General features: G+C 40.1%; 14 protein-coding genes. 11 read left to right on the forward strand and 3 right to left on the reverse strand.

Features of this window, described 5'->3' with window-relative positions:
- Positions 1 to 139 precede the first annotated feature (139 nt).
- Together ACNSN3_RS05985 and topA are read left to right on the forward strand one after the other, a co-directional pair.
- The gene (locus ACNSN3_RS05985; protein ID WP_418608775.1) at positions 140 to 2,842 is read left to right on the forward strand and encodes a hypothetical protein; all 2,703 of its coding nucleotides are present in this window, start codon (positions 140 to 142) and stop codon (positions 2,840 to 2,842) included.
- 253 nt (positions 2,843 to 3,095) lie between these two features.
- Complete coding sequence (gene topA / locus ACNSN3_RS05990; RefSeq protein ID WP_418608776.1) at positions 3,096 to 5,810, forward strand: type I DNA topoisomerase; 2,715 nt, start codon at positions 3,096 to 3,098, stop codon at positions 5,808 to 5,810.
- A 163-nt stretch (positions 5,811 to 5,973) separates the two neighbouring features.
- On the opposite strand, the gene ACNSN3_RS05995 is transcribed toward topA, so the two are convergent.
- Complete coding sequence (locus ACNSN3_RS05995; RefSeq protein WP_075169312.1) at positions 5,974 to 6,216, reverse strand: hypothetical protein; 243 nt, start codon at positions 6,214 to 6,216, stop codon at positions 5,974 to 5,976.
- A 243-nt stretch (positions 6,217 to 6,459) separates the two neighbouring features.
- Between ACNSN3_RS05995 and ACNSN3_RS06000 the strand changes: the two genes are divergently transcribed.
- On the forward strand, positions 6,460 to 7,014 hold the full coding sequence (locus tag ACNSN3_RS06000; RefSeq protein WP_075169311.1) for a TIGR00645 family protein: 555 nt from the start codon (positions 6,460 to 6,462) through the stop codon (positions 7,012 to 7,014).
- A 60-nt stretch (positions 7,015 to 7,074) separates the two neighbouring features.
- Here ACNSN3_RS06000 and ACNSN3_RS06005 read toward each other — a convergent pair whose 3' ends face one another.
- A complete protein-coding gene (locus ACNSN3_RS06005) occupies positions 7,075 to 8,715 on the reverse strand; it encodes an alpha-glucosidase family protein (RefSeq protein ID WP_138571208.1) in 1,641 nt (546 codons plus the stop codon).
- A gap of 659 nt (positions 8,716 to 9,374) precedes the next feature.
- On the opposite strand from ACNSN3_RS06005, the gene ACNSN3_RS06010 reads away from it, so the two are divergent.
- From ACNSN3_RS06010 to ACNSN3_RS06035, 6 genes are all read left to right on the forward strand, one after another.
- Entirely contained in the window at positions 9,375 to 12,170 is a 2,796-nt protein-coding gene (locus tag ACNSN3_RS06010; protein WP_138621051.1) for a TonB-dependent receptor, read from the forward strand.
- Between the two features lie 114 nt (positions 12,171 to 12,284).
- The gene (locus ACNSN3_RS06015) at positions 12,285 to 13,778 is read left to right on the forward strand and encodes a tryptophan halogenase family protein (protein ID WP_418608777.1); all 1,494 of its coding nucleotides are present in this window, start codon (positions 12,285 to 12,287) and stop codon (positions 13,776 to 13,778) included.
- 138 nt (positions 13,779 to 13,916) lie between these two features.
- Positions 13,917 to 15,776: an alpha-amylase family protein gene (locus ACNSN3_RS06020; protein WP_418608778.1), complete on the forward strand. Its 1,860-nt coding sequence runs from the start codon at positions 13,917 to 13,919 to the stop codon at positions 15,774 to 15,776.
- Positions 15,766 to 17,256 (forward strand): MFS transporter, encoded by a 1,491-nt coding sequence (locus ACNSN3_RS06025; protein WP_075169306.1) that lies wholly within the window; start codon positions 15,766 to 15,768, stop codon positions 17,254 to 17,256. The genes ACNSN3_RS06020 and ACNSN3_RS06025 overlap by 11 nt, the downstream gene beginning before the upstream one ends.
- A gap of 36 nt (positions 17,257 to 17,292) precedes the next feature.
- A complete protein-coding gene (locus ACNSN3_RS06030; RefSeq protein ID WP_418608779.1) occupies positions 17,293 to 19,695 on the forward strand; it encodes a glycoside hydrolase family 15 protein in 2,403 nt (800 codons plus the stop codon).
- Between the two features lie 66 nt (positions 19,696 to 19,761).
- Complete coding sequence (locus ACNSN3_RS06035; protein WP_418608780.1) at positions 19,762 to 21,474, forward strand: alpha-amylase family glycosyl hydrolase; 1,713 nt, start codon at positions 19,762 to 19,764, stop codon at positions 21,472 to 21,474.
- A 129-nt stretch (positions 21,475 to 21,603) separates the two neighbouring features.
- Here the strand turns inward: ACNSN3_RS06035 and ACNSN3_RS06040 are convergent, their stop codons facing one another.
- Positions 21,604 to 22,545, reverse strand: coding sequence for an integron integrase (locus ACNSN3_RS06040; RefSeq protein WP_418609048.1), 942 nt, complete (start codon positions 22,543 to 22,545; stop codon positions 21,604 to 21,606).
- 259 nt (positions 22,546 to 22,804) lie between these two features.
- Here ACNSN3_RS06040 and ACNSN3_RS06045 point away from each other — a divergent pair, with 259 nt between their 5' ends.
- Complete coding sequence (locus ACNSN3_RS06045) at positions 22,805 to 23,728, forward strand: toll/interleukin-1 receptor domain-containing protein (RefSeq protein WP_418608781.1); 924 nt, start codon at positions 22,805 to 22,807, stop codon at positions 23,726 to 23,728.
- Positions 23,729 to 23,803: 75 nt separating this feature from the next.
- Positions 23,804 to 24,502 carry a hypothetical protein gene (locus ACNSN3_RS06050; protein WP_418608782.1) on the forward strand — a complete coding sequence of 233 codons (699 nt, stop codon included), beginning with the start codon at positions 23,804 to 23,806 and terminating at the stop codon, positions 24,500 to 24,502.
- The last annotated feature ends 66 nt before the right edge of the window (positions 24,503 to 24,568 follow it).

A 24,568-nucleotide genomic window follows, 5' to 3' on the forward strand; every position in this document is an offset into this window, starting at 1 on the left:
AATTTTTTTTACAGGAAAAACGTCAACTTTTTAAAAATTTTTATCGCAAAAAGAAGTAAAAATCTGAGATTTTAGACTAAGTTATAGGTTAACATTAAGTAAATAAGTTTAACTTAGTAATAGCGCATTGGAGAAACATATGCCTTTAACCCGTTTGCTTAGCATTATATTGCTCAGCTCATTACTCATTGCTTGTGGCGGTGGTGGCTCACTTGAGAAAGAGACAGGAACCGTTGGTGGGGATACTGGAGGCGACAATGCCGTACTAGATACCCAAGTTGAACTTAATTTTGAAGATCGAATCGTTACCGCTAACAATCCGCTTGAGGTCGTTGCGACTGTAACTGACAGTGATGGACAGCCTGTTGTTCGTCAAGAAGTTAGTTTTACTACAACACTTGGCTCTTTCATACCTGCTACAGCAAGCGCATTAACAAATACAAGTGGTGTTGCAACTATTGAGCTCAGTGCAGGCAGTGTTGAAGGAGCGGGAACTATTGTTGCCAGCTACGAAGGCTCCACAAGTAAGCTCGGTTTTTATACCGCAGGTGATGAGCCGCAATCTAATGAATCGGCTGCAAATATTGACATTAAAATCTTACAAAACTGTCCTGATAGTTGGTTAAATATTGATAGAGATTCTACAGAACTTGATCCATCTGATTGTTCACAAAATAGCAACTTACTTGGGCAACAAGCGATTGTTTATGCAAAAATCACAAAACCTGGTAGTAATACGCCAGCCAGTAATGTACTGGTTCAAGCGACAACCACGCTAGGAATTTTACTACCAGAAAGCTTAACAGCTAAAACTGATGCGTTTGGTGTGGCTATTTTGAATTTATTGCCTGGCAGTAGCTCAGGTGTTGGTCAAGTTGAATTAACCGCACAGGGCGGAATTGCGAGTGCTTTATTTGAAATTAACGCTGTTCAAGTAAATGTTAATTTAAGCGCGGGTATTGCTTCGGGTGATGTTTTATCTGCAGGTTCTACCACGATCATTACAGCTGAGATTGTAGATGGTAGTAATAATGTATTTACTACACCCCTTGAAGTGCAATTCACTTCTGCTTGCGCAGAAGAGTCGACCCCTAAAGCCACTATCGATAATGTGGTAACGAGTATTGGTGGTACGGCAAGTGCAACTTATAAAGCTGATGGCTGTAATGGTATAGATACGATTACCGCGACTGTGGTTACTGGTGGTAATGTTGCAACAAAAACTATAAACATCAATGTAGCTGCAGCTCAAACTGGCTCAATTGCGTTTATGGGGGCGACTAATCAAGTGTTAGCTATTAAAGGAGCGGGTGGTCAAACCTTGACCGAGAATTCAGAACTCACCTTTAAGCTTTTAGATGTAAATGGAAATCCAGTGGGTCAAAAGCAAATTGATTTTGCACTTTCACAAAACCCTGGAGGGGCTCTATTAGACAGCGCATTTCAATTTACTAACAACGAAGGTTTAGTGACTGTAAACGTTCGCTCAGGAAAAGCTGCTGGTATTTTATCTGTGATTGCTTCGCATCAGATTGATAGTAGTGATACCTCACAGAATAGTGTGATCTCTATTGTTTCTAATGACATTACTATTACGACAGGTGTGCCAGATCAGGATAGTTTCACGCTTGCAGTGCAAACCTTTAATACCGAGTCATTAAACGAAGCAGGAGTAACTACAGACTTAACCGTATTTGCAGCCGATCATTTTAATAATTTTGTACCAGATAACACGGCAATTTATATTGCCAGTGAAGGTGGTGCAGTTGGCACTATTGATGATGAACAATTTACACCTTTATTACTTTGTCGCACCACAGACGGTGTGTGTAAAGCGCAGTGGCGTAGCCAAAACCCAGTCCCATATCATTACAGCATTTATAATAATTCTGTTGCAGATAAATGCGACCGTTATTTTGGACAATCTGCACCTTGTACTTTAGGTATTAGAGAGTCACAACTCGACGCAAATGGTAACTTAATTAATTATCTAGACAGCAATGGCGATCCAATTGCGCTAACTGATGCGCCTAATGACTCGCCAATTGATTACCCACTAGGTGGACGTGTTAGCTTACTCGCTTATTCTGTGGGTGAAGAGTCATTTAATGATGTATCTGCCAACGGTGAATTTAATCAAAACGAGTTTGACTCAACTTTACAAGATTTACCTGAAGCCTTTATAGATTTTAATGAAAATGGGGTGTTTGATGGGAATTTACCAGCGCCAGTAAACCCTGTGGATTCTAATGGTGGTGAAGATGAGTGGTATGTGGAACGCTCAGGCCCATTAAATAATGGCCTGTATGATAGTGGTGATGGTATATACAATGGCTTGTTATGTAGTGATGAGGCCCTTGCTGCAAATGCGTGTACTCGTGAAACAGTTAATGTGCGCGCTCGTTCAGAGTTAGTTATGTCAGGTAGTACACCTTACATTAGAGCTGTAACGGCTTTAAATGACTGTAGTTTAAGTGATGGTATTCGCTTAGAAGCTTCTGATATGGCAGGTATGTGCGACATAAATCTTATTGATATCAGCGACTCAACGCCCTACAGTGCGATTTCAGTGACTATTTTCTTCAGCGATATTCATAACAATCCACTGCCTGCGGGCACTACAGTGAGCGTCACTGCCGACAATGGTGTATTAAGAGGGTTAACAGATTACACCGTGGTTAATACAGCACAAAAAACGCCAATCTCTGTTTCAGTTAATATTACTAAAGAGGCTGAGCCAAATGATGTTGATTCTGGGTTTTTATACATTGAGTTTGAAACGCCAGGAGGTGTGAAAACCCAATATACCGTGATGTCGATTTTAGACGAACCTAAGGTTTAAAATATGTGAAGGATAAAAAATGCCAACCAATAAGGTTGGCATTTTTGTTTCTATTCTATATATTCCACATCAATTATTCAAAAAACGCTGGTTTGTTTAAATTAACAACAGAAATTGTTTGTTTATTCAGTAAATACTGAAAAGTTTGTATTAAAAGCTTGTAAGAACTAGTGTTTGTAGATATACCTATAAATATTCGCGCCGCATGAGTCGGCTAAACACATTTAAAAAACTAGGTTAGAAATAGGCAACTATGGGCAAATCGCTAGTAATTGTAGAGTCACCTGCTAAGGCTAAAACAATTAATAAATACTTAGGTAATGATTTTATCGTGAAGTCCAGCATTGGGCACGTACGAGATTTACCTACATCAGGATCAGGCAAAAACAAAGTACCAGCAAGCAAAACACCTGCTGAGGTTCGTAAAATGCCACCTGATGAGAAAGCAGCGTATAAACAGCAACGTGACTACTCTAACTTAGTCGCGCGTATGGGCATCGATCCCGAAAAAGGGTGGGAACCACATTACGAAGTATTGCCGGGTAAAGAAAAGGTTGTTCAAGAATTACAAAAGCTTGCCCAAAATGCTGATCAAATCTATCTCGCAACGGATTTGGATAGAGAAGGGGAAGCAATTGCTTGGCACCTTCAAGAAATTATTGGTGGCGAACCTGAAAAGTATAAGCGCGTCGTGTTTAACGAAATCACTAAAAATGCAATACAACAAGCGTTTGAAACACCGGGTGAATTGAACACCGATATGGTTTTTGCACAGCAGACCCGTCGTTTTCTAGACCGTGTGGTTGGTTTTATGGTCTCACCTTTGTTGTGGGCTAAAGTTGCACGAGGTTTATCGGCAGGACGAGTTCAATCTGTTGCAGTGCGTTTATTAGTAGAACGCGAACGTGAAATTAAAGCGTTTATTCCTGAAGAGTTCTGGGATATTCATGCAGATGTTAAAAATAGCGAGTCTGACTTACGTTTAGAAGTCACTAAACAAGCAGACAAGCCATTTAAGCCTGTAAATGAAGCACAAGCTACAGCAGCAGTTAAAAGCCTTGAGAATGCCGAATACAAAGTTGTAAGCGTTGAAGAAAAACCAAGTAAGAGTCGCCCAAGTGCGCCATTTATTACTTCAACCATGCAACAAGCCGCCAGTACTCGACTCGGTTATGGCGTTAAAAAGACCATGATGCTTGCGCAGCGCCTATATGAAGGTGGTTACATTACCTATATGCGTACCGATTCTACTAACTTATCGAAAGATGCGGTTGAGATGTGTCGTGAGTATGTAACCAATGAGTTTGGTGCAAAATATTTACCTGCTGATCCAATTAATTACAGCTCAAAGGGTAATGCACAAGAGGCGCACGAAGCGATTCGTCCTTCCAGCGTATCGGTACTTTCAGGGCATGTTGAAGGTGTGGATGCAGATGCTAAAAAGCTTTATGAGCTTATTTGGCGTCAGTTCGTGGCTTGTCAAATGGTGCCTGCTGAATACGACTTAACCACATTAACCGTTGCCGCCAATGATTTCACATTAAAGGCAAAAGGCCGTGTGCTTCGCTTCGATGGTTGGACTAAAGTACAGCCAGCAGTGCGTAAAAAGAACGAAGAAGATCAATCACTTCCTGCTGTTAAGCAAGGTGAAGTTCTCACCTTAGTTGAGCTTGATCCTAAGCAGCATTTTACCAAGCCGCCAGCACGTTTTAGTGAAGCGAGCTTAGTTAAAGAACTTGAAAAACGTGGTATTGGCCGTCCTTCAACTTACGCGTCTATCATTTCGACTATTCAAGATCGTGGCTATGTTCGAGTAGAAAATCGTCGCTTTTTCGCTGAAAAAATGGGTGAAATCGTTACCGATCGCCTAGTTGAAAACTTTACTGATTTAATGAACTTCGATTTTACCGCTAAAATGGAAGGTCGTTTAGATGATATCGCTGAAGGCGAGCGTGTTTGGACGCAAGTTCTCGATAAGTTTTATGCTGATTTCTCAACCCAGTTAAACATTGCTAAAGGCGAACCAGATGAAGGCGGCATGCGTCTTAATCAAATGGTAGAAACCGATATTGACTGTCCAACCTGTGGCAGAAAAATGGGCATTCGTACTGCTTCAACGGGCGTATTCTTAGGCTGTACAGGTTATAACCTGCCACCTAAAGAGCGCTGTACTACTACTATGAATTTAGTGTCGGGTGATGAAGCGGTTGCAGCTGATGTTGAAGACGTTGAAACAGAAACATTAATGCAAATGAAGCGCTGTCCAATTTGTGAAACAGCGATGGATTCATACCTTATCGACGAAACCCGTAAATTGCATGTGTGTGGTAATAACCCAGCATGTCAGGGGCATGTTGTTGAAGAGGGTACCTTTAAAATTAAAGGCTACGACGGCCCTATTATCGAATGTGATAAATGTGGCGCTGATATGGAATTAAAATCAGGCCGATTTGGTAAGTATTTTGGTTGTAACAACGATGAATGTAAAAATACACGTAAGTTGTTAAAAAATGGCGAAGCTGCGCCACCAAAAGAAGATCCAGTTCATATCCCTGAATTAGAATGTGAAAAGTCTGAAGCCTATTTTGTATTACGTGATGGCGCGGCCGGTATTTTCTTAGCTGCAAATACGTTCCCTAAATCACGAGAAACACGTGCTCCTAAAGTAGAAGAGTTACAACGCTTTAGAGATCGTATTTCGCCTAAGTTTTACTACCTAGCTGATGCACCAGCCAAAGATCCTGATGGCAACCTTGCTGTTGTGCGTTACAGTCGTAAAAACAAAGTCCAATATGTGATGACTGAAGTTGATGGTAAAGCAACTGGTTGGACGGCCCATTACGAGGGTGGTAAATGGGTAGAAGAGGCTAAGAAAAAAGCTGCGCCTAAAAAGAAAGCTGCAGCTAAAAAAGCGCCAGCTAAAAGTAAAGCTAAAGCTAAAGCCAAACCAAAAAAAGATGATGAATAATTAATTATTCATCGCTTTAATAATAAAAACCGGAACGCACAGCCTGTGACAGTTCCGGTTTTTTTTGCATTATCAAACCTATCGCAATGGCATTTTTAACCTGATTTTTTATTTTACAGAGTTAAAATGTAACCAATTTAGGTTTGAACCGCTCAATTGTTCATTAAATCTTAACAGCAGTGACTTTGTTATAGCCTTCAGATGTTAGTTCATCATTCACACACTTTAAAACATAGTTATAAATTGTTTCATCGCTTACGTCGTCTTCTTTAGCCCAGCTAACACACATTTCTGTGAATTCTTGAATCGTTTCGGCTGAAGCGTCTGTAGTATCGCTTGCAACTGCATTTGCAGCTGATAAAACGAAAAATGGTGCAACGATTAACGCGAGTAATGCTTTATTCATTTTTTTATTCCTAAAAATGGAGTAACAATCGAGTTATGCATTCAAATAATGCCTACATAAAACAAGTGTAACCAAGCCAGAACATCTCTGTTGGTAAACTGATTTTTAATCACAATTCACATAAAGGAAAACGAAAAATTTTTATCGTCAGGATAAGCATATTGTGTACCTACTTTTAGGCTGAAGTGATTGTGTTAGCGTTTAATTTAAGCTAATGTCGCGTTTTAATTTTTAGGTGCCCCTATGTCAGAGCCACACACAAATAATACAAATAAAAAAATACACCCTGTTCATAAAGTAGAGCATGCGCTTGAGTCGTTGATATTTAAAGGACGCTGGTTACTCGCCCCATTTTTTGTAGGCTTATTATTTGCTGTGCTTTTACTACTTATAAAGTTTTTTAAACAACTATATATGATGGGGATAGCGACGTTTACTGCTAGTAATCAAGAGCTGTTGGTTGGTATTTTAACTTTAGTTGATACTGCATTGTTAGCAGGTCTGCTGTTGATTATTATTTTTAGCGGTTACGAAAACTTTGTCTCTAAGCTTAATATCGAAAATCATGAAGACCGCCCTGTATGGATGGGTAAGGTCGGGTTTTCTGGTTTAAAAATGAAGCTGATCAGTGCAATAGTGGCCATTTCTGCCGTTGAGCTGCTTAAGGTATTTATAAGTTCTACGTCTCATTCTAATAATGAATTACTCTGGAAAGTACTGATACACGTTACGTTTGTGGTATCAGGTGTACTATTTGCTTTTACTGATTATTTAAATAGTAAAACAATTAACCACTAAAAATTTGTTATAAAAAACCCGAGCAATGCTCGGGTTTTTTATTTGTAATAATTTTAAATATTAACTGCAGTTGGCGTAATAACTACCAAATGGCTCAACGGTCAGTGTTTTATTATTGAGCTGCGCGTTGTAATGAGAAAGCGCGCTATGCTCTTTTTCAACAACAATATCAATAGCAAGCTCTGCTTTTGCCCCGCTTAAATTGAATACACACAACATCTTTTCTTCGTTTAACGTGCGGTAAAAAGCCAAAATTGGCTCGGCGGTTTGTATAAACTCAATATCACCTTCAAGTAATACTGGCTGGTTTTTACGCCAGGCCATAAACTCACGGTACGCATTTAATATTGAGTTTGCATCATTCTCTTGTTCAGCAACTGCTTGGAGCTTGTGTTGTTGATCAACAGGTAACCACGGTTTTACCTCGCTAAATCCTGCATTGTGTGCATTTGGTTGTGAGTTATTACGGTTTTCCCAAGGCATTGGGGTACGACATCCATCGCGACCTTTAAAGTTTGGCCAAAAAGTTATGCCGTATGGGTCTTGTAAATCTTCAAAAGCAACACTGGCTTCACCGAGTCCGAGTTCTTCACCTTGATACATACACACGCTGCCACGTAGTGAAGCGAGTAGGGCGGTCAACATTTTACATTGCGCTGGGTTTACCTCTCCCGTTTCACTCCAACGGCTAGCAACACGTTCTACGTCATGGTTACTAAATGCCCAGCAAGGCCAGCCTTCAGTCATGCGTTGCTCAAGTGTAGTAACGGTATTTCTTATATACTCGCTTGAGTAATCATCCGTTAACAGCTCAAAGCTATAACCCATATGCAGTTTATCGCCGCCTTGGGTGTATTCTGCCATTGTGGCTAATGAATCTTCAGATGAAATTTCACCCAGTGATACGGTACCAGGGTACTTGTTGAGTAAAGTACGAATATCACGCATAAACTCTATGTTTTCAGGCTGGGTATTATTGTAGTAATGGTACTGAAATGCATACGGATTATCTTCGCTAAAGCCACGGCCTTGACGCTTTTCTTTTGGTTTTGCTGGGTTATCACGAAGCAAAGCGTCATGGTAACAAAAGTTAATTGCGTCTAACCTAAAGCCATCCACGCCCTTTTTAAGCCAAAACTCAACATTATCTAGTACGGCTTGGCGAACATCGGGGTTATGAAAGTTAAGATCAGGCTGTTCAGTAAAAAAGTTATGTAAGTAATATTGTCCACGACGTGGCTCCCATTGCCATGCACCGCCACCAAAAATAGACAACCAATTATTAGGTGCTGTGCCGTCTTCTTTAGCATCGGCCCATACATACCAATCAGCTTTATCGTTGGTTAAGTCTTCACGGCTATCAATAAACCATTGATGTTGGTCTGAGGTATGGCTAAGCACTTGGTCAATAATAATTTTAATATCGCGTTGATGCGCTTGCGCAATTAACTCATCAAAATCTGCTAAATTACCAAAAAGCGGGTCAATATCACGATAGTCGCTAATATCATAACCAAAATCTTTCATCGGCGATTTAAAGAAAGGTGAGATCCAAATAGCATCCACCCCTAAGCTTTTAATGTAATCAATACGATTTATTATCCCTTTTAAATCACCAATGCCATCGTTGTTGCTATCTTGAAAGCTACGCGGATAAACCTGATAAATAACCGCACCTTTATACCATTGCTTTTGGGCCATGCTTTTCTCCGTTTTCACACTGTCTTTGTGTTGTTCTTTTTTTAGAGGTAATAATCCCCGTTTATTTGAAAAAGCATACTTGAAGCCTGTCATACTGTAAAAATCCTGCATACGTATGCACCGATTTTAAGGTATTAAAACTGGATGAAATAATCGTTCAGGCAATCGATTTGAGTCGTGGATTATTCTTATTATATTTTACCAATTCTAATATGGAGTTGTTAATTTATTGTTTGCGCTGTTTAGGTGCACAAAAACAAAGGTCTGCACTGAGTTGGTGTTTTTAGTTATTGGTCTTACCAATTTAATTTGTGTAGATAGTGTGTTTAGTAATTAATTAAAAAATAAAATTTTCTTGCTTCTCTTTATCAGCGTTTTATGAAAGGTTTATTTCATAAAAAAATAAATAGTGGTTATCACTTAACTCATAAAATACTCTTGCACCAAAATAACCTATTTTAAAACAGTTGGTTACATGTTGGTTTGTAAATTTAATGTTAAATTTGTGCGTGCGGTGCTATTTTGAATACGTATGCAATAAGTTGTTAATAAAATAATACGAGCGTTAATATTCATCCTGACAACAAAATAAGCTCGCATGTTTAACTATCACTTAAGCAAGTAAGCGGGTATCACATTATGGGTAACGGGAAAACATTATGGCTATGTTCAAACCAAGTATACTAACGCTAGCATTAACTGCTGCCGGATTATCAAGCTTTGCCACCACTGCGGCACAAGAAGAAACAATAAAAAATGATGATGTAGAAATCATCGAAGTGAAAGGTTTTCGCGGTAGTGTTGTTGAATCAATAAATACTAAGCGTTTTTCAACACAGGTGGTTGAGTCAATTTCTGCTGAAGACATTGGTAAACTTCCTGATTCATCTATTGCAGAGTCAATCGCACGTTTACCAGGTTTAACAGCGCAACGTCTTGATGGCCGTGCTAGTCGTGTAAGTGTTCGTGGTTTTAGCGAAAACGAAAGCGCAACAACATTTAATGGCCGTGAGCAGGTATCTATTGGTGACAACCGTGGTGTTGAGTTTGACCTTTACCCATCAGAAATAATGAGCGGTGTTACTGTTTATAAAACGCCAAGTGCTAGCATTGAAGCTGAAGGCATTGCCGGTGTTATCGACATGCAAACGGTAAAGCCTTTAAATAAAGGTGAACAAGTGATCATGTTTAATGGTCAGTATGAGCAAACTAGCTTTGATAAATTAAACCCAGATGGCGATGACAAAGGGTTTCGTGGCACCGTTTCATACATAGACCAGTTTGCAGATGACACTATAGGTGTAGCATTTGCTTACAACACAATGAGTTCTCCAAACCAAGAAAAACGCTGGAATTCTTGGGGTTATCCAGAGTTCACAGGTAATGATGGACAAAACTATTCAATTTTAGGCGGCGCTAAACCTTTCGTACGTTCATCAACACTTGAACGTGATTCAGCGATGCTAGTTGTAGAAGCTGCACCAAATGACCGTTTAAACATGACGTTTGATGCATTATATGTAGATTTCAACGACGAAAAAATCTTACGTGGTATCGAAGTACCTTTCGCCTGGGGTCAAGGTAGCATCGACCCAAATAGTGTTACTGTAGATGAGCAGTCTGGCTTTATTACCAGTGCAGTAACGCAAGGTCAGCGTGTTGTTGTGCGAAATGACTATGAAGAGCGAAAAGCAGAACTATCACAATTTGGTTTTAACGCTAAATACGATATTAACGATGATTGGTCAGTTGAATTTGATGCCAGCCACTCAGAAGTTGACCGTACGATTTGGAGTATTGAGAGTTACTCAGGTACTGGCCGTGGCGATTCAAATGGTGTTGCCGATAACATAGGGTATGCATTTGATGGTGGAAATACGGGCGCACAATTCACTCATGAGCTTGATTACAGCGACTACGACTTAATTCAATTAGGCGGTCCTTTATCTTGGGGAAGCAGTGCTGCGCTTAATAATAAGTACGGCTTAAATGACACGGCTTATCAAAATACCGCACAAGATGGCTTTATTAATGCCCCAGAAATTAGCGATGAGCTTTCAACGCTTAAGTTAGCGGCCAGTAAAGTACTTGAAAACGAATACTTTAGCCGTATTAACTTTGGTTTATCTTACCGTGACCGTGAGAAAGTAAAACAGTCTGAAGGCTACTTCATGACTTTAAAAGATTTTTCTTTAGATAATCCTGGTATGGTATCAGTGCCAGAGCAATACCGTTTAGGCTCAGCAAGTTTAGACTTTATTGGCATGGGTGACATGATTGCTTATGACACCAATGGCCTGGTAAATGATGGTTATTACGATCTATTACAAGAAAGCTTAACGGATCAAAAACACTTAACGCGTTCGTGGACGGTACAAGAAGAAGTTACCGCTGCATTTATTCAAGCAGACATTAACGCTGAGATTGGTGGCATACCGGTAACAGGTAATGTGGGTATACGTTATGTACGCACTGAGCAGTCATCACAAGGCTTCGAAGCATCAAATATTAATGGTTTAGTGGTTGCATCACCTACTGATATTAGCCACGACTATTCAAATGTATTACCAAGCTTAAACTTATCTTTTGCAATCGACCAAGAGCAAACAATTCGTTTTGGCGCGGCTAAAACAATTTCTCGTGCTCGCCTTGATGAAATGCATGCATCGATTGAGACAAGCTATAACAGCGAAAAGCCTGACGAAAATGGTAACTACTGGTCTATATCTGGTGGTAATGCAGAGCTTGAACCAAAAGAAGCAACAGGCTTTGATTTAACATACGAAAACTACTTTGATGCAGAAGGTTACTTTTCAGCAGCGTTATTTTATAAAGACATTGACCAATGGATTTTTGATGAGCGTTATGATGTTGATGTAACAGGTAAAGAAGACCCTGCAACCGGCGAAGTTCCTCCTGCGGATAGAAATACAGCTACCCGTTCAAGTAAAGTAAATGGTGGCGATGGTAATTTATGGGGCTATGAGCTTTCATTATCATTCCCTTTCAGTGTATTACATGAGTCATTAGAAGGTTTTGGTTTAATTGCGAGCCACACCAGCGTTGAGCAAGACTTGCAAGATCAAAACGGAAACGATTACGAACTACCAGGTTTGTCAGATAAAATTGATAGCCTAACTGTGTACTTCGAACGCAATGGTTTCCAAGCACGTACCAGCATGCGTAAACGTAGTGACTTTAAAGGTGATATCTACGGTTCAGGTTTTGCAACACAACAAGTTGATATACTTGGCGAGACTATTTGGGATGCGCAAGTAGGCTATGACTTTGCTGATTCTGGTATTGCTGGTTTTGAGAACTTATCAATGACGTTCCAAATTCAAAACATTACCGAAGAAGCGTTTACATCATTGCAAGGCGATAATGCGCTGCAAGTGCGTGATTACCAAGACTATGGCCGTACTTACTTACTCGGTGTAAGCTACAAGCTATAATAAGTTTTGTATTATGAAGCCCTTGTAATTAGTTTTACAAGGGTTTTTTTATAGCTACTTTACCTAAGTTTTATCAAACTTTTTAAATTCTGATTTAAAAAAGTGAGTAATAATATGAAGCCAATAAAACATGTCGTCATCGCAGGCGGTGGAACAGCTGGTTGGATAACCGCAGCACTACTTAATAAAGTGTTAGGTAAAGTAATTAATATTACCCTTATTGAATCAAGTAGCATTGGCACTATAGGTGTGGGAGAGGCCACTATTCCTCCTGTTATTGGGCTTAATAATGCGCTCGGTATTAATGAGCAAGATTTTATAAATGCTACTAATGCGTCTATCAAACTGGGTATAGAGTTCGAAAATTGGAAAACACCAGGGCATAGCTACATGCATGCATTTGGCTTGTTTGGTAAAGATTTTCCCTTTTGTGACTTTTATAATTTTTGGGTAAAAGGGCACATTAATGGCAGCGAGGACTCTTTATGGGATTTTTCTCTTAACTATCAAGCCGCTAAACAGCACAAATTTACGCTACTAAATACTATTCCTAATACTCAATTACCAGGGCTTAGTTATGCGTTTCACTTTGACGCCACTTTGTATGCTGAATATTTAAAAAATCTTGCATTATCACGCGGCGTTAAACACATTGATGCAAAAATAGAACGTGTTGAGCAATGCCCAGACACAGGTAATATCACCAACTTAACACTTGACGATAATAGCCAAATCCAAGGCGATTTATTTATAGATTGCACAGGCCAGCGCGCACTTTTAATTGAGCAAACTCTCAATACGGGGTTTGTTGATTGGTCGCATTATTTACCTTGCGATAGTGCTGTTGCAGTGCAATCAACAGGCAGCAACGAATTAAAGCCCTATACGCGCTCCATAGCACATGCCGCAGGTTGGCAGTGGCAAATTCCGCTACAAAATCGAACAGGTAATGGCTTAGTGTATTGCAGCCGTTATTTATCGGATGAGTCAGCAACCGCGCTTTTATTAAATAACTTACCGGGTGAGCCAACAACAAGCCCGCGTTTAATTAAATTTAAAACAGGTCGACGTTTAAAGCAGTGGCATAAAAATGTAGTCGCAGTAGGGCTCTCTAGTGGATTTTTAGAGCCCTTAGAGTCTACTAGTATTCACTTAATACAAAGTGCGGTCACACGTTTAATTAAGTTGTTTCCTCATAATGGGGTTAGTGATGCGTTAGTAACTGAATTTAATAAGCAAAGCATCAGTGAAATCGAGCATATTCGTGACTTCATTATTTTGCACTATAAATTAACTGAGCGAGAAGACACCCCATTTTGGCGTCAATGTAAGCAAATGGAAATTCCTCAATCGTTAGCGCATAAAATGGATTTATTTAAACAAACGGGCAAAGTCGTGCGCGAAAACGACGAGTTATTTGCAGAAGTAGCTTGGCAGCAAGTATTTATAGGTCAAGGCCTAATACCAAATGACTATAACAGTATTGTTGACTCATTAAGCAGTGAACAACTAACGGATTTATTCATAACGTTAAAAACCCTAATAAATTCAACGGTAGATAAACTACCTACTCATAAAGAGTTTTTAGCTAAGTTAAAAACAAACTAAGTGGCGTGACGTGGTGCTTTAATTGCGGGTTAATTGTCACTGAATATGGCTGTGAATACGTATGCAGCAACTGTAACCAAGCCTTACTTAGCTTTAGTATAAACCTATAACAACACTGAAATAAAAATGACACACACAATGAAAAAAAGATTTTACACGCCGTTGCTTATATGCAGCGCATTGCTGGTGCACGGTTGCAGTGATGACAAAGAGACAAAAACAGATTTGTTAGTTAAGCAAACAGACCCAGTTAAGCCAGTGGTATATCAAGTATTTACTCGTTTATTTGGTAACACCCAAACCGCTAATGTGCCATGGGGAACCAAAGAGCAAAATGGAGTTGGTAAGTTTGCTGATTTTAACGACGAGGCATTAAAAGGCATTAAAGAGCTAGGTACCACGCATGTGTGGTACACCGGCGTTTTGCATCATGCCTTAGTGGGTGATTACACTGAGTACGGTATAAAACAAGACGATCCTGATGTGGTAAAAGGGCGTGCAGGTTCGCCTTATGCAATAAAAGATTATTACGATGTAAATCCAGATTTGGCAATTAATGTTACCAATAGACTCGAAGAGTTCAGCGCGCTAATTGAGCGTACTCACGAGCATGACATGAAAGTAATTATTGATATTGTTCCTAATCATGTAGCACGAGATTATCACTCAATAGCAAAGCCTAACGGCGTGAAAGACTTTGGTGAGGACGATGATACCAGCAAGGCGTATGCTAAAAATAATAATTTTTACTATGTACCGGGTGAATCATTTAAAGTACCAACAAGCGACAGTTACCAAGTGTTAGGTGGCAACAAACACCCTTTAGCCGATGGTCAATTTAATGAAATCCCAGCAAAATGGACTGGAAATGGTGCACGTGCTCCAAAGCCTGATATAAACGACTGGTACGAAACAGTAAAAGTTAACTACGGTGTTAAACCCGATGGCAGCCTAGACTTTCCAACTTTACCTAAATCGCTTGAAAACCAAGATTACCGTGCACATTATGAATTTTGGCAAGATAAAGAACTGCCAAATAGTTGGTATAAATTTAGGAATATTGCCCTTTATTGGCTTGATAAAGGGGTTGATGGCTTTCGCTATGATATGGCTGAAATGGTACCCGTTGAATTTTGGAGCTTTTTAAATTCATCAATAAAAACACATAAACCTGATGCGTTTCTACTCGCCGAAGTATATAACCCGTTGATGTACCGTACCTATATTCACCAAGGTAAAATGGATTACTTGTATGACAAAGTTGGTTTTTACGACACCCTAAAAGGGATTATGCAAGGTAAGCAACCCGCTAATACGCTATTTAAAGCACAAGCAGAAGTGGCAGACATTGAACAGCACATGCTGCACTTTTTAGAAAACCATGACGAACAACGTATCGCAAGTCCTGACTTTGCTGGCAACGCTGCATGGGGTAAACCGGCTATGGTGGTTTCTAACTTAATTAGTCGTTCGCCAACCTTGCTTTATTTTGGTCAAGACGTAGGTGAAGATGGATCTGAAAACGCAGGCTTTGGTTCGCCTACACGCACTAGTATTTTTGATTACATTGGCGTACCAGCGCACCAAGCATGGATGAATAATGGCAAGTTTGATGGCGCAAATTTAACTCCTGAGCAAGCACAGTTACGTCAATACTATATCGCAATTATGGAACTTAATGGCTTACCTGCTGTTGTTGCCGGTGATATGGCACCCTTGATGGTAACAGGCAGTGATAGAGTGGTGGGTTTTGTACGCACCCTAGGGCAGCAATCATTGTGGGTGCTTAGCAACTTTAGTCAGCAAGCGCAAACAGTCACTATTACGCTCACGCCGAATCAAGCAACTATGCTCAAACCAAACTCAACGCTATACGACCTACTAGAGTCGCATAACGGTATTTTGGTGAGCGATGAGAAACAAAGTACAACCTTTACGCTGACCCTTGATGCACTCAGTAGTGCCGTTTTAACAAATAAGGCTGATCATGAATTATAACAACAAACCAACCTTAAGCTTTTGGCAAATATGGAATATGTGCTTTGGCTTTTTAGGCATTCAATTTGGCTTTGCACTGCAAAACGGTAACGTAAGCCGTATATTTCAAACACTTGGCGCTAATGTCGACGATATTCCTATTTTATGGGTTGCAGCGCCGCTCACGGGCTTAATTGTGCAACCAATTATTGGTTATTGGAGTGATAAAACTTGGGGCAAATTAGGCCGTCGCCGTCCTTTCTTTTTATATGGCGCTATATTAACCACGTTATCGCTTTTTATTATGCCAAATTCTCCCACGCTTTGGATTGCTGCGGGTATGCTGTGGATTATGGATGCCTCAATTAACGTTACCATGGAACCTTTTCGTGCTTTAGTAGGCGACAACTTGCCAAACAAGCAGCGCGCCACAGGCTATGCCATGCAAAGCTTTTTTATAGGTGTGGGAGCGGTGGTTGCATCAGCACTCCCTTGGATGATGACCAACTGGTTTGATATTGCTAATACTGCACCGATTGGTCAAATTCCTGATTCTGTAAAGTATTCGTTTTACTTTGGTGGGGTTATTTTATTTATTGCAGTTGGCTGGACTATTGTCACCACAAAAGAGTACTCACCTGAGCAGCTCGCACAATTTAATCAACAAGAATCACAAACAACACAAACCAATATTACTAATAGCGTTAATTTTACCAAAGGCGGCGTTATTTTTAGCGGCTTAGGTTTGCTTGTTTTAGCCACAGTATTAGGGCTGGATCTGGAAAAAGAACTTTACTTGCTGGCTGCTGGGTTAGTTAGTTTTGGTGTTATTCAATTTATTGCAGCGGCATTAAAAGCTAAACAGCACACTAGCGGCGGTTTTTATAATGTAGTGAATGATGTATTCACTATGCCTGAGGCGATGAAGCAATTGGCATGGGTACAATTTTTTAGTTGGTTTGCGTTATTTGCTATGTGGATTTATAGCACCTCAGCGGTTACTAGCTTTCATTACGGTAGTACCGACACCAGCTCGTTAGCCTACAACAACGGTGCAGATTGGGTGGGTATATTATTCGCTGCATACAACGGCTTTGCCGCGATTGCTGCTTTATGTATCCCGATCATCGTTAAACGCGTGGGATTAAAAGTAGCACATGCACTTAACCTTATTTTAGGTGCGTTGGGCCTAGCGAGCTTTATGTTCATCAAAGATCCCAGTTTACTTATTTGGCCAATGATAGGCGTAGGTTTTGCGTGGGCGTCTATCTTATCACTGCCTTATGCAATGTTAAGTACTTCAGTACCGAGTCATAAAATGGGCGTTTACATGGGCATTTTCAACTTTTTCATTGTGATCCCACAATTATTAGCCGCCAGCGTACTGGGATTAATATTACGCCACTTTTTTGAAAACCAACCTATTTACGCATTAGTACTGGGCGCTGTGTCGTTTGTACTTGCAGCGGTTGCGGTATTGCGTGTTAAGCACACTCAGTAAAGTAACGAGTAAACTGAAATTAATTAAGGCTTTAAAATGAAAAAATTAAATACAATTACCACCAGTTTATTAATGCTTGGTTTAACAGCTTGTGGCGCGCAGCAAGAGCCATCAAACAGCGCTGTAATGCAGGTATCGGCACCAGGTGCCCCTGGTGCAGAGCCATTTTGGGCTTATTCAGGCAAAACTGGTATTGGTACGTCCTTTGAGCAATACCAAAATGGTGCTTACAGCGACACTGCGGCAACTGGCACAGTGTCAAAAGTATGGTTCTCTATTGCAAAAGGTATGATCACCGAAACAATGTTTGGGCTTATTCACCAAGCGCAAATTAAAGACATGCAATTTGTTGTAGCAGGAAAAGATTTTACAGTCACAGAAGCTGACGATTTAGACGTTACCATTGACTACTTATACAAAGACGATGAAGGCCGCCCGTTATCATTAGCTTACAAAGTAGTAAGCAAAGATAAACAAGGCCGCTTTAGCCTCGAAAAACACATATTTACCGATCCTGATGGGCAAAGCTTATTTGTACGCAGTATTTTTAATACCGAGCTTGAAGGCGTTAAGGCATACGTAAGCGTTAACCCGTATGTTGATAATAACGGCCTTGATGATTTTGCTAAAACTACAGAACAAGGATTGCTGGCATGGCAAGACAACAGCTACCTTTCATTACAAGGTGCTCAGCCATTTAAACAAACAAGTGTTGGTTTTACAGGTGTGAGCGATGGTTTAAGCCAGCTTAAAACAACTCAGCAGCTTACTCAGGTTTATAAAAATACCGGTGAACAATCAGGTAATGTTAGCTTACTTGCAGAGCTGGGTGAAATTGGTGAAAACAGCCAGTTCGATTTAACCCTAAGCTTTGGTAATAGCGAACAAACCAGCTTTAAACAAGGCCAAGCTACGTTAGCCAAAGGTTACCAAGCGGTGCTTGATAATTACAACGGTAAAGGCGAAGCGCTTGGTTGGCAAGACTACCTGCAAAGCCTTGCACCGCTAAATAACATGAGCGAACAAACCGCAGATAACGGCAAATTACTTTACACCAGTGCCATGGTACTTAAAGCGCAAGAAGATAAAACTCATGCAGGTGCGCTTATTGCCTCATTATCTAACCCATGGGGCGAAACCGTATCGGCTAAAACAGGCTCTACTGGTTACAAAGCGGTGTGGGTGCGCGACTTTTATCAAGTTGCCATGGCGTTTATGGCCATGGGCGATAATGCGACCGCTAAAACCGCCTTCGAATACCTTGAAAAAGTTCAAGTAAACAGCAAAACCCCAGGCAATAAAGGCGATACAGGCTGGTTTTTACAAAAAACACATGTTGATGGTGAACTAGAATGGGTGGGCGTACAACTTGACCAAACAGCAATGCCACTCATGCTTGCTTGGAAACTCCATCAAGCTGATGTTTTAACAGATGCAGAGCTGAGCGATTGGTATAGCCGTATGTTAAAGCCCGCAGCAGACTTTTTAGTTGAGGGTGGTCGTGCAAACATTCTATGGAACGATACACAAATAACGCCGCCAGCCACTCAGCAAGAACGCTGGGAAGAGCAAGAAGGGTATTCTCCATCAACCACCGCCGCGGTTGTTGCTGGTTTAATTACTGCAGCCGATATCGCTAAACTAGCAGGTGATGATGCCAATGCAACACGTTACCTAAATACAGCTAAGCGTTATAACAATGATATTGAAAAATTAATGTTTACAACGACTGGTAATTTAGAGTCGAGTGCCTCAGATGGTGAATATTTTATTCGCATTGGCCAAGACAAAGACGCCAATTCAAATACTAAAATTAACGCTAATAATGGCCGTGAAGGATTTAATAAAAAGCAAATACTTGATGGTGGCTTTTTAGAACTCGTTCGCTATGGCGTACGCGATGCACTATCGCCTAGCATAGTAAAAACACTCCCAGAATATGATGACGAAACCCTAACAGATAACCTACAAGTTAAATACAGCTTTGAGTTTACTGACGGCAGCGGCACATTTGCAGGCTACCGCCGCTATGGTAACGACGGATACGGTGAAGACGAAGTAACTGGCGCTAACTATGCGCAAGGTGGTAAAAACAGCCCAGGGCAACGTGGGCGAGTTTGGCCATTTTTTACCGGTGAACGAGGTCATTACGAAATTGCCGCCGCAAATGCCAATAATAGTTTAGATGCAACAAAACAGCAGGCTATTAAAAATAGTTATGTAAAAGGCCTAGAGCAATTTGCTAACCAAGGCATGATGCTACCTGAACAAGTATGGGATGGTGTAGGCATTAATAAAGCGGGTTACACGTTAGGCGAGGGTACTAACTCGGCCACACCATTGGCGTGGACACATGCGGAATACGTTAAGCTAGTGCGCTCACTAAGCGACAAGCAGGTATGGGATCATTACCCAGTGGTAACTAAAGCACTAAAATAACCGCAAACTAACATAGCCGTAGTAAAATACGGCTATGTTATTTATTACAATAATAACGAGGCTGAAATGAAAAAATTTACCTTGAGCGCATTAGCATTAGCAATCATGCTAACAGGCTGCCAAAGCGCACCATCATTAAATAACGTCACGAATAACACCGAAACATCGCCACTAAATACTGAACAACAAGCAAATCCGTGGTGGGAAAACGCCATTTTTTACCAAATTTGGCCCCGCAGTTTTTACGACAGCGATGCTGATGGTCATGGCGATTTTAATGGTATGACCCAAAAGCTCCCGTATCTACAAGAGCTTGGCGTAAATGCATTGTGGTTAACCCCGATGTTTGAAGCACCTTCTTATCATGGCTATGATTTTACTGAATTTTACCAAGTAGAAAACGACTACGGCAGCATGGCAGAGTTTGAAGCCTTTATAAAAGCTGCTGACGACAAAGGCATGAAGGTCATACTTGATTTAGTTATAAATCATATATCAAGTAACCATGAATGGTTTCAGCGTTCAGCAAAACAAGAAGCCCCTTATGCAGATTACTTTATTTGGCGCGACGATATGCCAAAAGCCGGAAGTGGCTGGGGCCACGCATGGAGTAATAACGACCAACCCGATGCCGTATGGCATTGGAATGAAACTCGCCAGCAGTATTACTATGGTGCGTTTGGTGCCAGCCAACCTGACTTGAATTTACGCCATCCTGATGTTGTTTCCGAAATGGAAAAAATGGCTAAGTTTTGGCTTGATAAAGGCGTTGCAGGGTTTAGATTAGACGCAGTACGTTTTGCAATGGAAGGTGGCGCAGATGCGCAAGCCGATACCGACGAAACTATTGCATATTGGCAGCACTTTAACCAATACGTAAAAAGCGTTGATCCAGAGGCGTACTTAGTAGGTGAAGCATGGGCTGACATTCCCGTTGCGGCAAAATACTTTGGCGAAGGTAAAGGCCTCGATCAAGGCTTTGATTTTGAAGTTGGCTATAAAATATTGGGCTTATTAAAACCCGATGCCAGTGGTGAAGCGCAATTTGGCACCATGCAATCTAACCAAAAAATCAATGCAGTTGATGCCAATGTGCTCAAACAAAATTTACAACAGCGTATTGATTCAACTGCGCCACTTGATTTTTTTGCACCGTTTTTAACTAATCACGACCAAGAACGTGTTGCTTATCAACTTGCAGAGCACGACGATAAAGCAAAACTTGCTGCTGCCATGTTATTTAGCTCTCCTGGCACGCCGTATATTTATTACGGTGAAGAGATTGGCCTAACACAAGGTGGCACAGGTCACGATGTGTATAAACGCGCACCAATGCAGTGGAATAACAGCAACCAAGCTGGTTTTACTCAAGCTCAAACAAGTTGGGTTGAGCAGGCTGAACTGTTTGGTGATAACTACACCCAGTGGTGGCCTGAATATTTAGCACAGCAAATTAATGCTGCTGATCGCAATGTAAAAGCGCAACAAGCACAATCTAATTCACTGTGGCGTTTATATCAGCACTTAATCGCACTAAAAAAACAGCGCCCAGAGCTGGGCATTAAAGGCAGTTATGAATTAATACAGCATAACAATGGCCTAGTTGAAATAACCCGCGAGTTAAACGGCAGTAAAAGTATGTTTGTGCTTAACTTAACCGCTAACCCACAAACCATCAGTAGTATTAAACGCGATGGGTTAACGCCTAACTGGCAACACGACCTCAATGACGAGCAACTCGCTGGCTATGGTTTATTGTTACTAAACAACACACTATAAATAAAAAACACACAAAAGGGCTAACATACGTTAGCCCCTTTTGGTTAAAGTGCTTTTATTGCATTGCCCCAAGTTATAGCTCATTTTTAAAGTTTATTAGATTAGATAAAAGTCCTTTAAATTCATACTTTATAATATTTTACTTAGTGGGCTAATTACCCCATTCGCGCCTTGTTGTAAAACATGCGTATATATTTGCGTGGTGCGAACATCGCTATGGCCGAGTTGTTCTTGCACGGTGCGTATATCTGCACCAGATTCAAGTAAGTGGGTAGCGAACGAGTGCCGTAGTGTATGGCAGGTAACATTTTTTTGAATTTTTGCCAGCTTTGCTGCCTGTTTAATTGCTTTACGAACCGTTGTTTCATCAATATGGTGGCGACGCAGTTTTTTACTTTCTGGGTCAATGCTTAACTGGGCAGAAGGAAACAAATATTGCCAGCTCAGTTCATAAGGAGCCGCTGGGTATTTTCTAGCTAATGCATTCGCAAGCCAGACACCGGCATAGTCTGTTGCTTGTTTGTCTCGATGCCAGTAGTCATTTACCAAGTGACTTTGGCTGCGCAACAACGGCAGTAGTTCAAGTGCTAATGTTACTCTGCGGTTTTTATTGCCTTTGCCCTGCCAAATCATTAATGAGACATAGTCATAATCGACATCTTTAACCCGTAGTCTTACAGCTTCCATTAAACGTAGACCACTACCGTAAAGTATCTGAGCGATAAGTTTATACTTAGGATCCATTGCCAATAATAAGCGCTGCATTTCTTCACGGGTCAGTACTACAGGTAATTTAGGTGGCACGAGTGATTTATTAAAATTCATTTCAAGTGATAACGGTCGACTAATAATATGACGGTATAAAAATACCAAAGCATTTAAAGCCGTTGCCTGAGTTTTCATTGCAACATTACGCTGATTACTTAAATAAGATAAGAATTGCTCAACCTCCGACTCTGCCAATTGCGCCGGATGTTTTTTACCATGGTATAAAATGTAAAATTTTATCCAATATTGATAAGTGTCTATAGTACGCTTGGCATAACGACGCGTTATCATAAAGTCACGGATTGATTCTAAAAAATATAGAAGCCATGATCTGCTCTAGCTGGTACTGTATATAAAAACAGTGGTTGTATTTAGTTTTTTTTCAACAACTCGCAGGATTATTTCTTGTATTTTACAACAACAAAAAAACAACAAATATAAATCCCTTGATTTACATTTAGATACAGAGTTAAACTTAAAGCATTAAAAAATCAAAGGATTTTATGTCTACAACTTGCGGGTTTAGATCCTTTGAATAAGCTGTTATGTGAAAAGGAAAGATATGAGTAAACCTTCAAGGTGTTTTATTTCTTACTCGCATGATAACGAACCACATAAAGAGTGGGTTCTTGATCTTGCTACAAGGCTAATGTCAAATGGCGTAGATGTGATATTAGATCAGTGGGACTTATACTTAGGCTCAGATCTACCTTCGTTTATGGAAGGTGGTTTGTCCGGCGCTGACCGTGTTATTGCCATTTGCTCTGAAAATTATGTAAATAAAGCAAATCAAGGAGTTGGTGGCGTTGGTTATGAAAAAATGATTCTAACTGCTGATTTGATGAAAAACATTAATTCAAACAGAGTCATTCCTATAATCAGAAGTAATGAGTCTGAGAAGACAACACCTACATTTTTATCTACAAAACTATATCTAAGCTTCAAAAATGATTCAGATTTTGAACAGTCGTATACCGACTTGATAAAAGAGATTCATGGTGTAACTGTTAAGGCCAGACCTCCTATTGGCAGAAACCCTTTTGCTGAAACAGAGAGCCCAATAGCTGCTGAAACTGCTTTAAAGAAAGCACAATATATTTCAAGCGCCTTCGAAGGAAGAGTGCAGTTTAATTTCGATAATAACAATAAAACCTATCACATTGGAGCAGGCGAAGCTTTGTTCGATGTAAGATTTTCTGGAGCAAGTAATAGCTCTATTTATGTTTACAACGATCCTTCAAATATTGAAGGAGTTGCTTTGTTTGAAGGAAGTGAATTTTCCGAAGTAGGCGATGCCTCGAAACTCGATTATACATCGAGAACACGCACTCCGCATGTAGGGCAAATTGTTTCACTTGTTAATACGAATGGATACTTTGCACTTATTAAAATCGAGTCGGTACAAACTCGAAGCCATGGTGCGGCAGAATCAACTGTTGGTTTTTTATACAAAATTAATGAGCTGAAGCAATCAATATTTTCGTAATTTTCACATAACAAGCAATTCCAGGTGACGCCTACGGCGCACCTGAATTGGGCGTTATAAGCAAAGGAAGCTTTGGTGGATATTTATAGTAAGGCTAGTAACAAATTAAAAGAACTTGGTATAGAGAACCTTAATTCTCGACCTTACGATTGTGCTTATTCTGTATTAGACAAAGATAAAAATGAAAAGAAACTAATTGTTGTTGGCTTTAATGGTTCAAATGCTGATCTTGAATGGACAAACCTTAACTCTCTTGAACATGGTAAGGAAAATCCTGATGAGTCAAATGTTTTAAATGGGCTCAATGGAGCATGGCTTTCCACAACATTACCTAAACGGCTTATATCACTACCTGCAGAATTAGGTTTCCCAGTTAATTCTACAATTTACACAAATGCTATTTTATTATGTTCTGAAAATGCTAATGCAATTAAGAAGAAAGCAAAAGAGGTCGGTTTTTCTCATGTGAATAAATTAATAGAAAAATCTCTAGATTTCTTTGAAGACATTACAATTGCTGAATCTAGTCCAGAATTAATAATATGTTATAGCAACAGTATGAACGACTTATCAGCATCTAGCATCCTTTACGAAAGATTTGCTGTTAGTGAAATCGAAGTTTTAAATAATAATGTTTACTATAAAACCTTTTCATTTATGTCAGAAATAAATGGGGAAAAAATACCTGTAGTTTGTATAAGGCATATGTCACGTTTCAAACCATGTATCGATTCAATAAAAAAGGCTTGGAAGCATCAGTTAAATTGCTTATAACAAGCTAATTAATAAGGACAAAAAACAGTTGGCTGTTTTCGTTCCTCAACATTTTAGCCAACAAAT

Origin of the sequence: Pseudoalteromonas sp. US3C1004, from assembly GCF_048401065.1 — a bacterium.
GTDB lineage: Bacteria > Pseudomonadota > Gammaproteobacteria > Enterobacterales > Alteromonadaceae > Pseudoalteromonas > Pseudoalteromonas undina.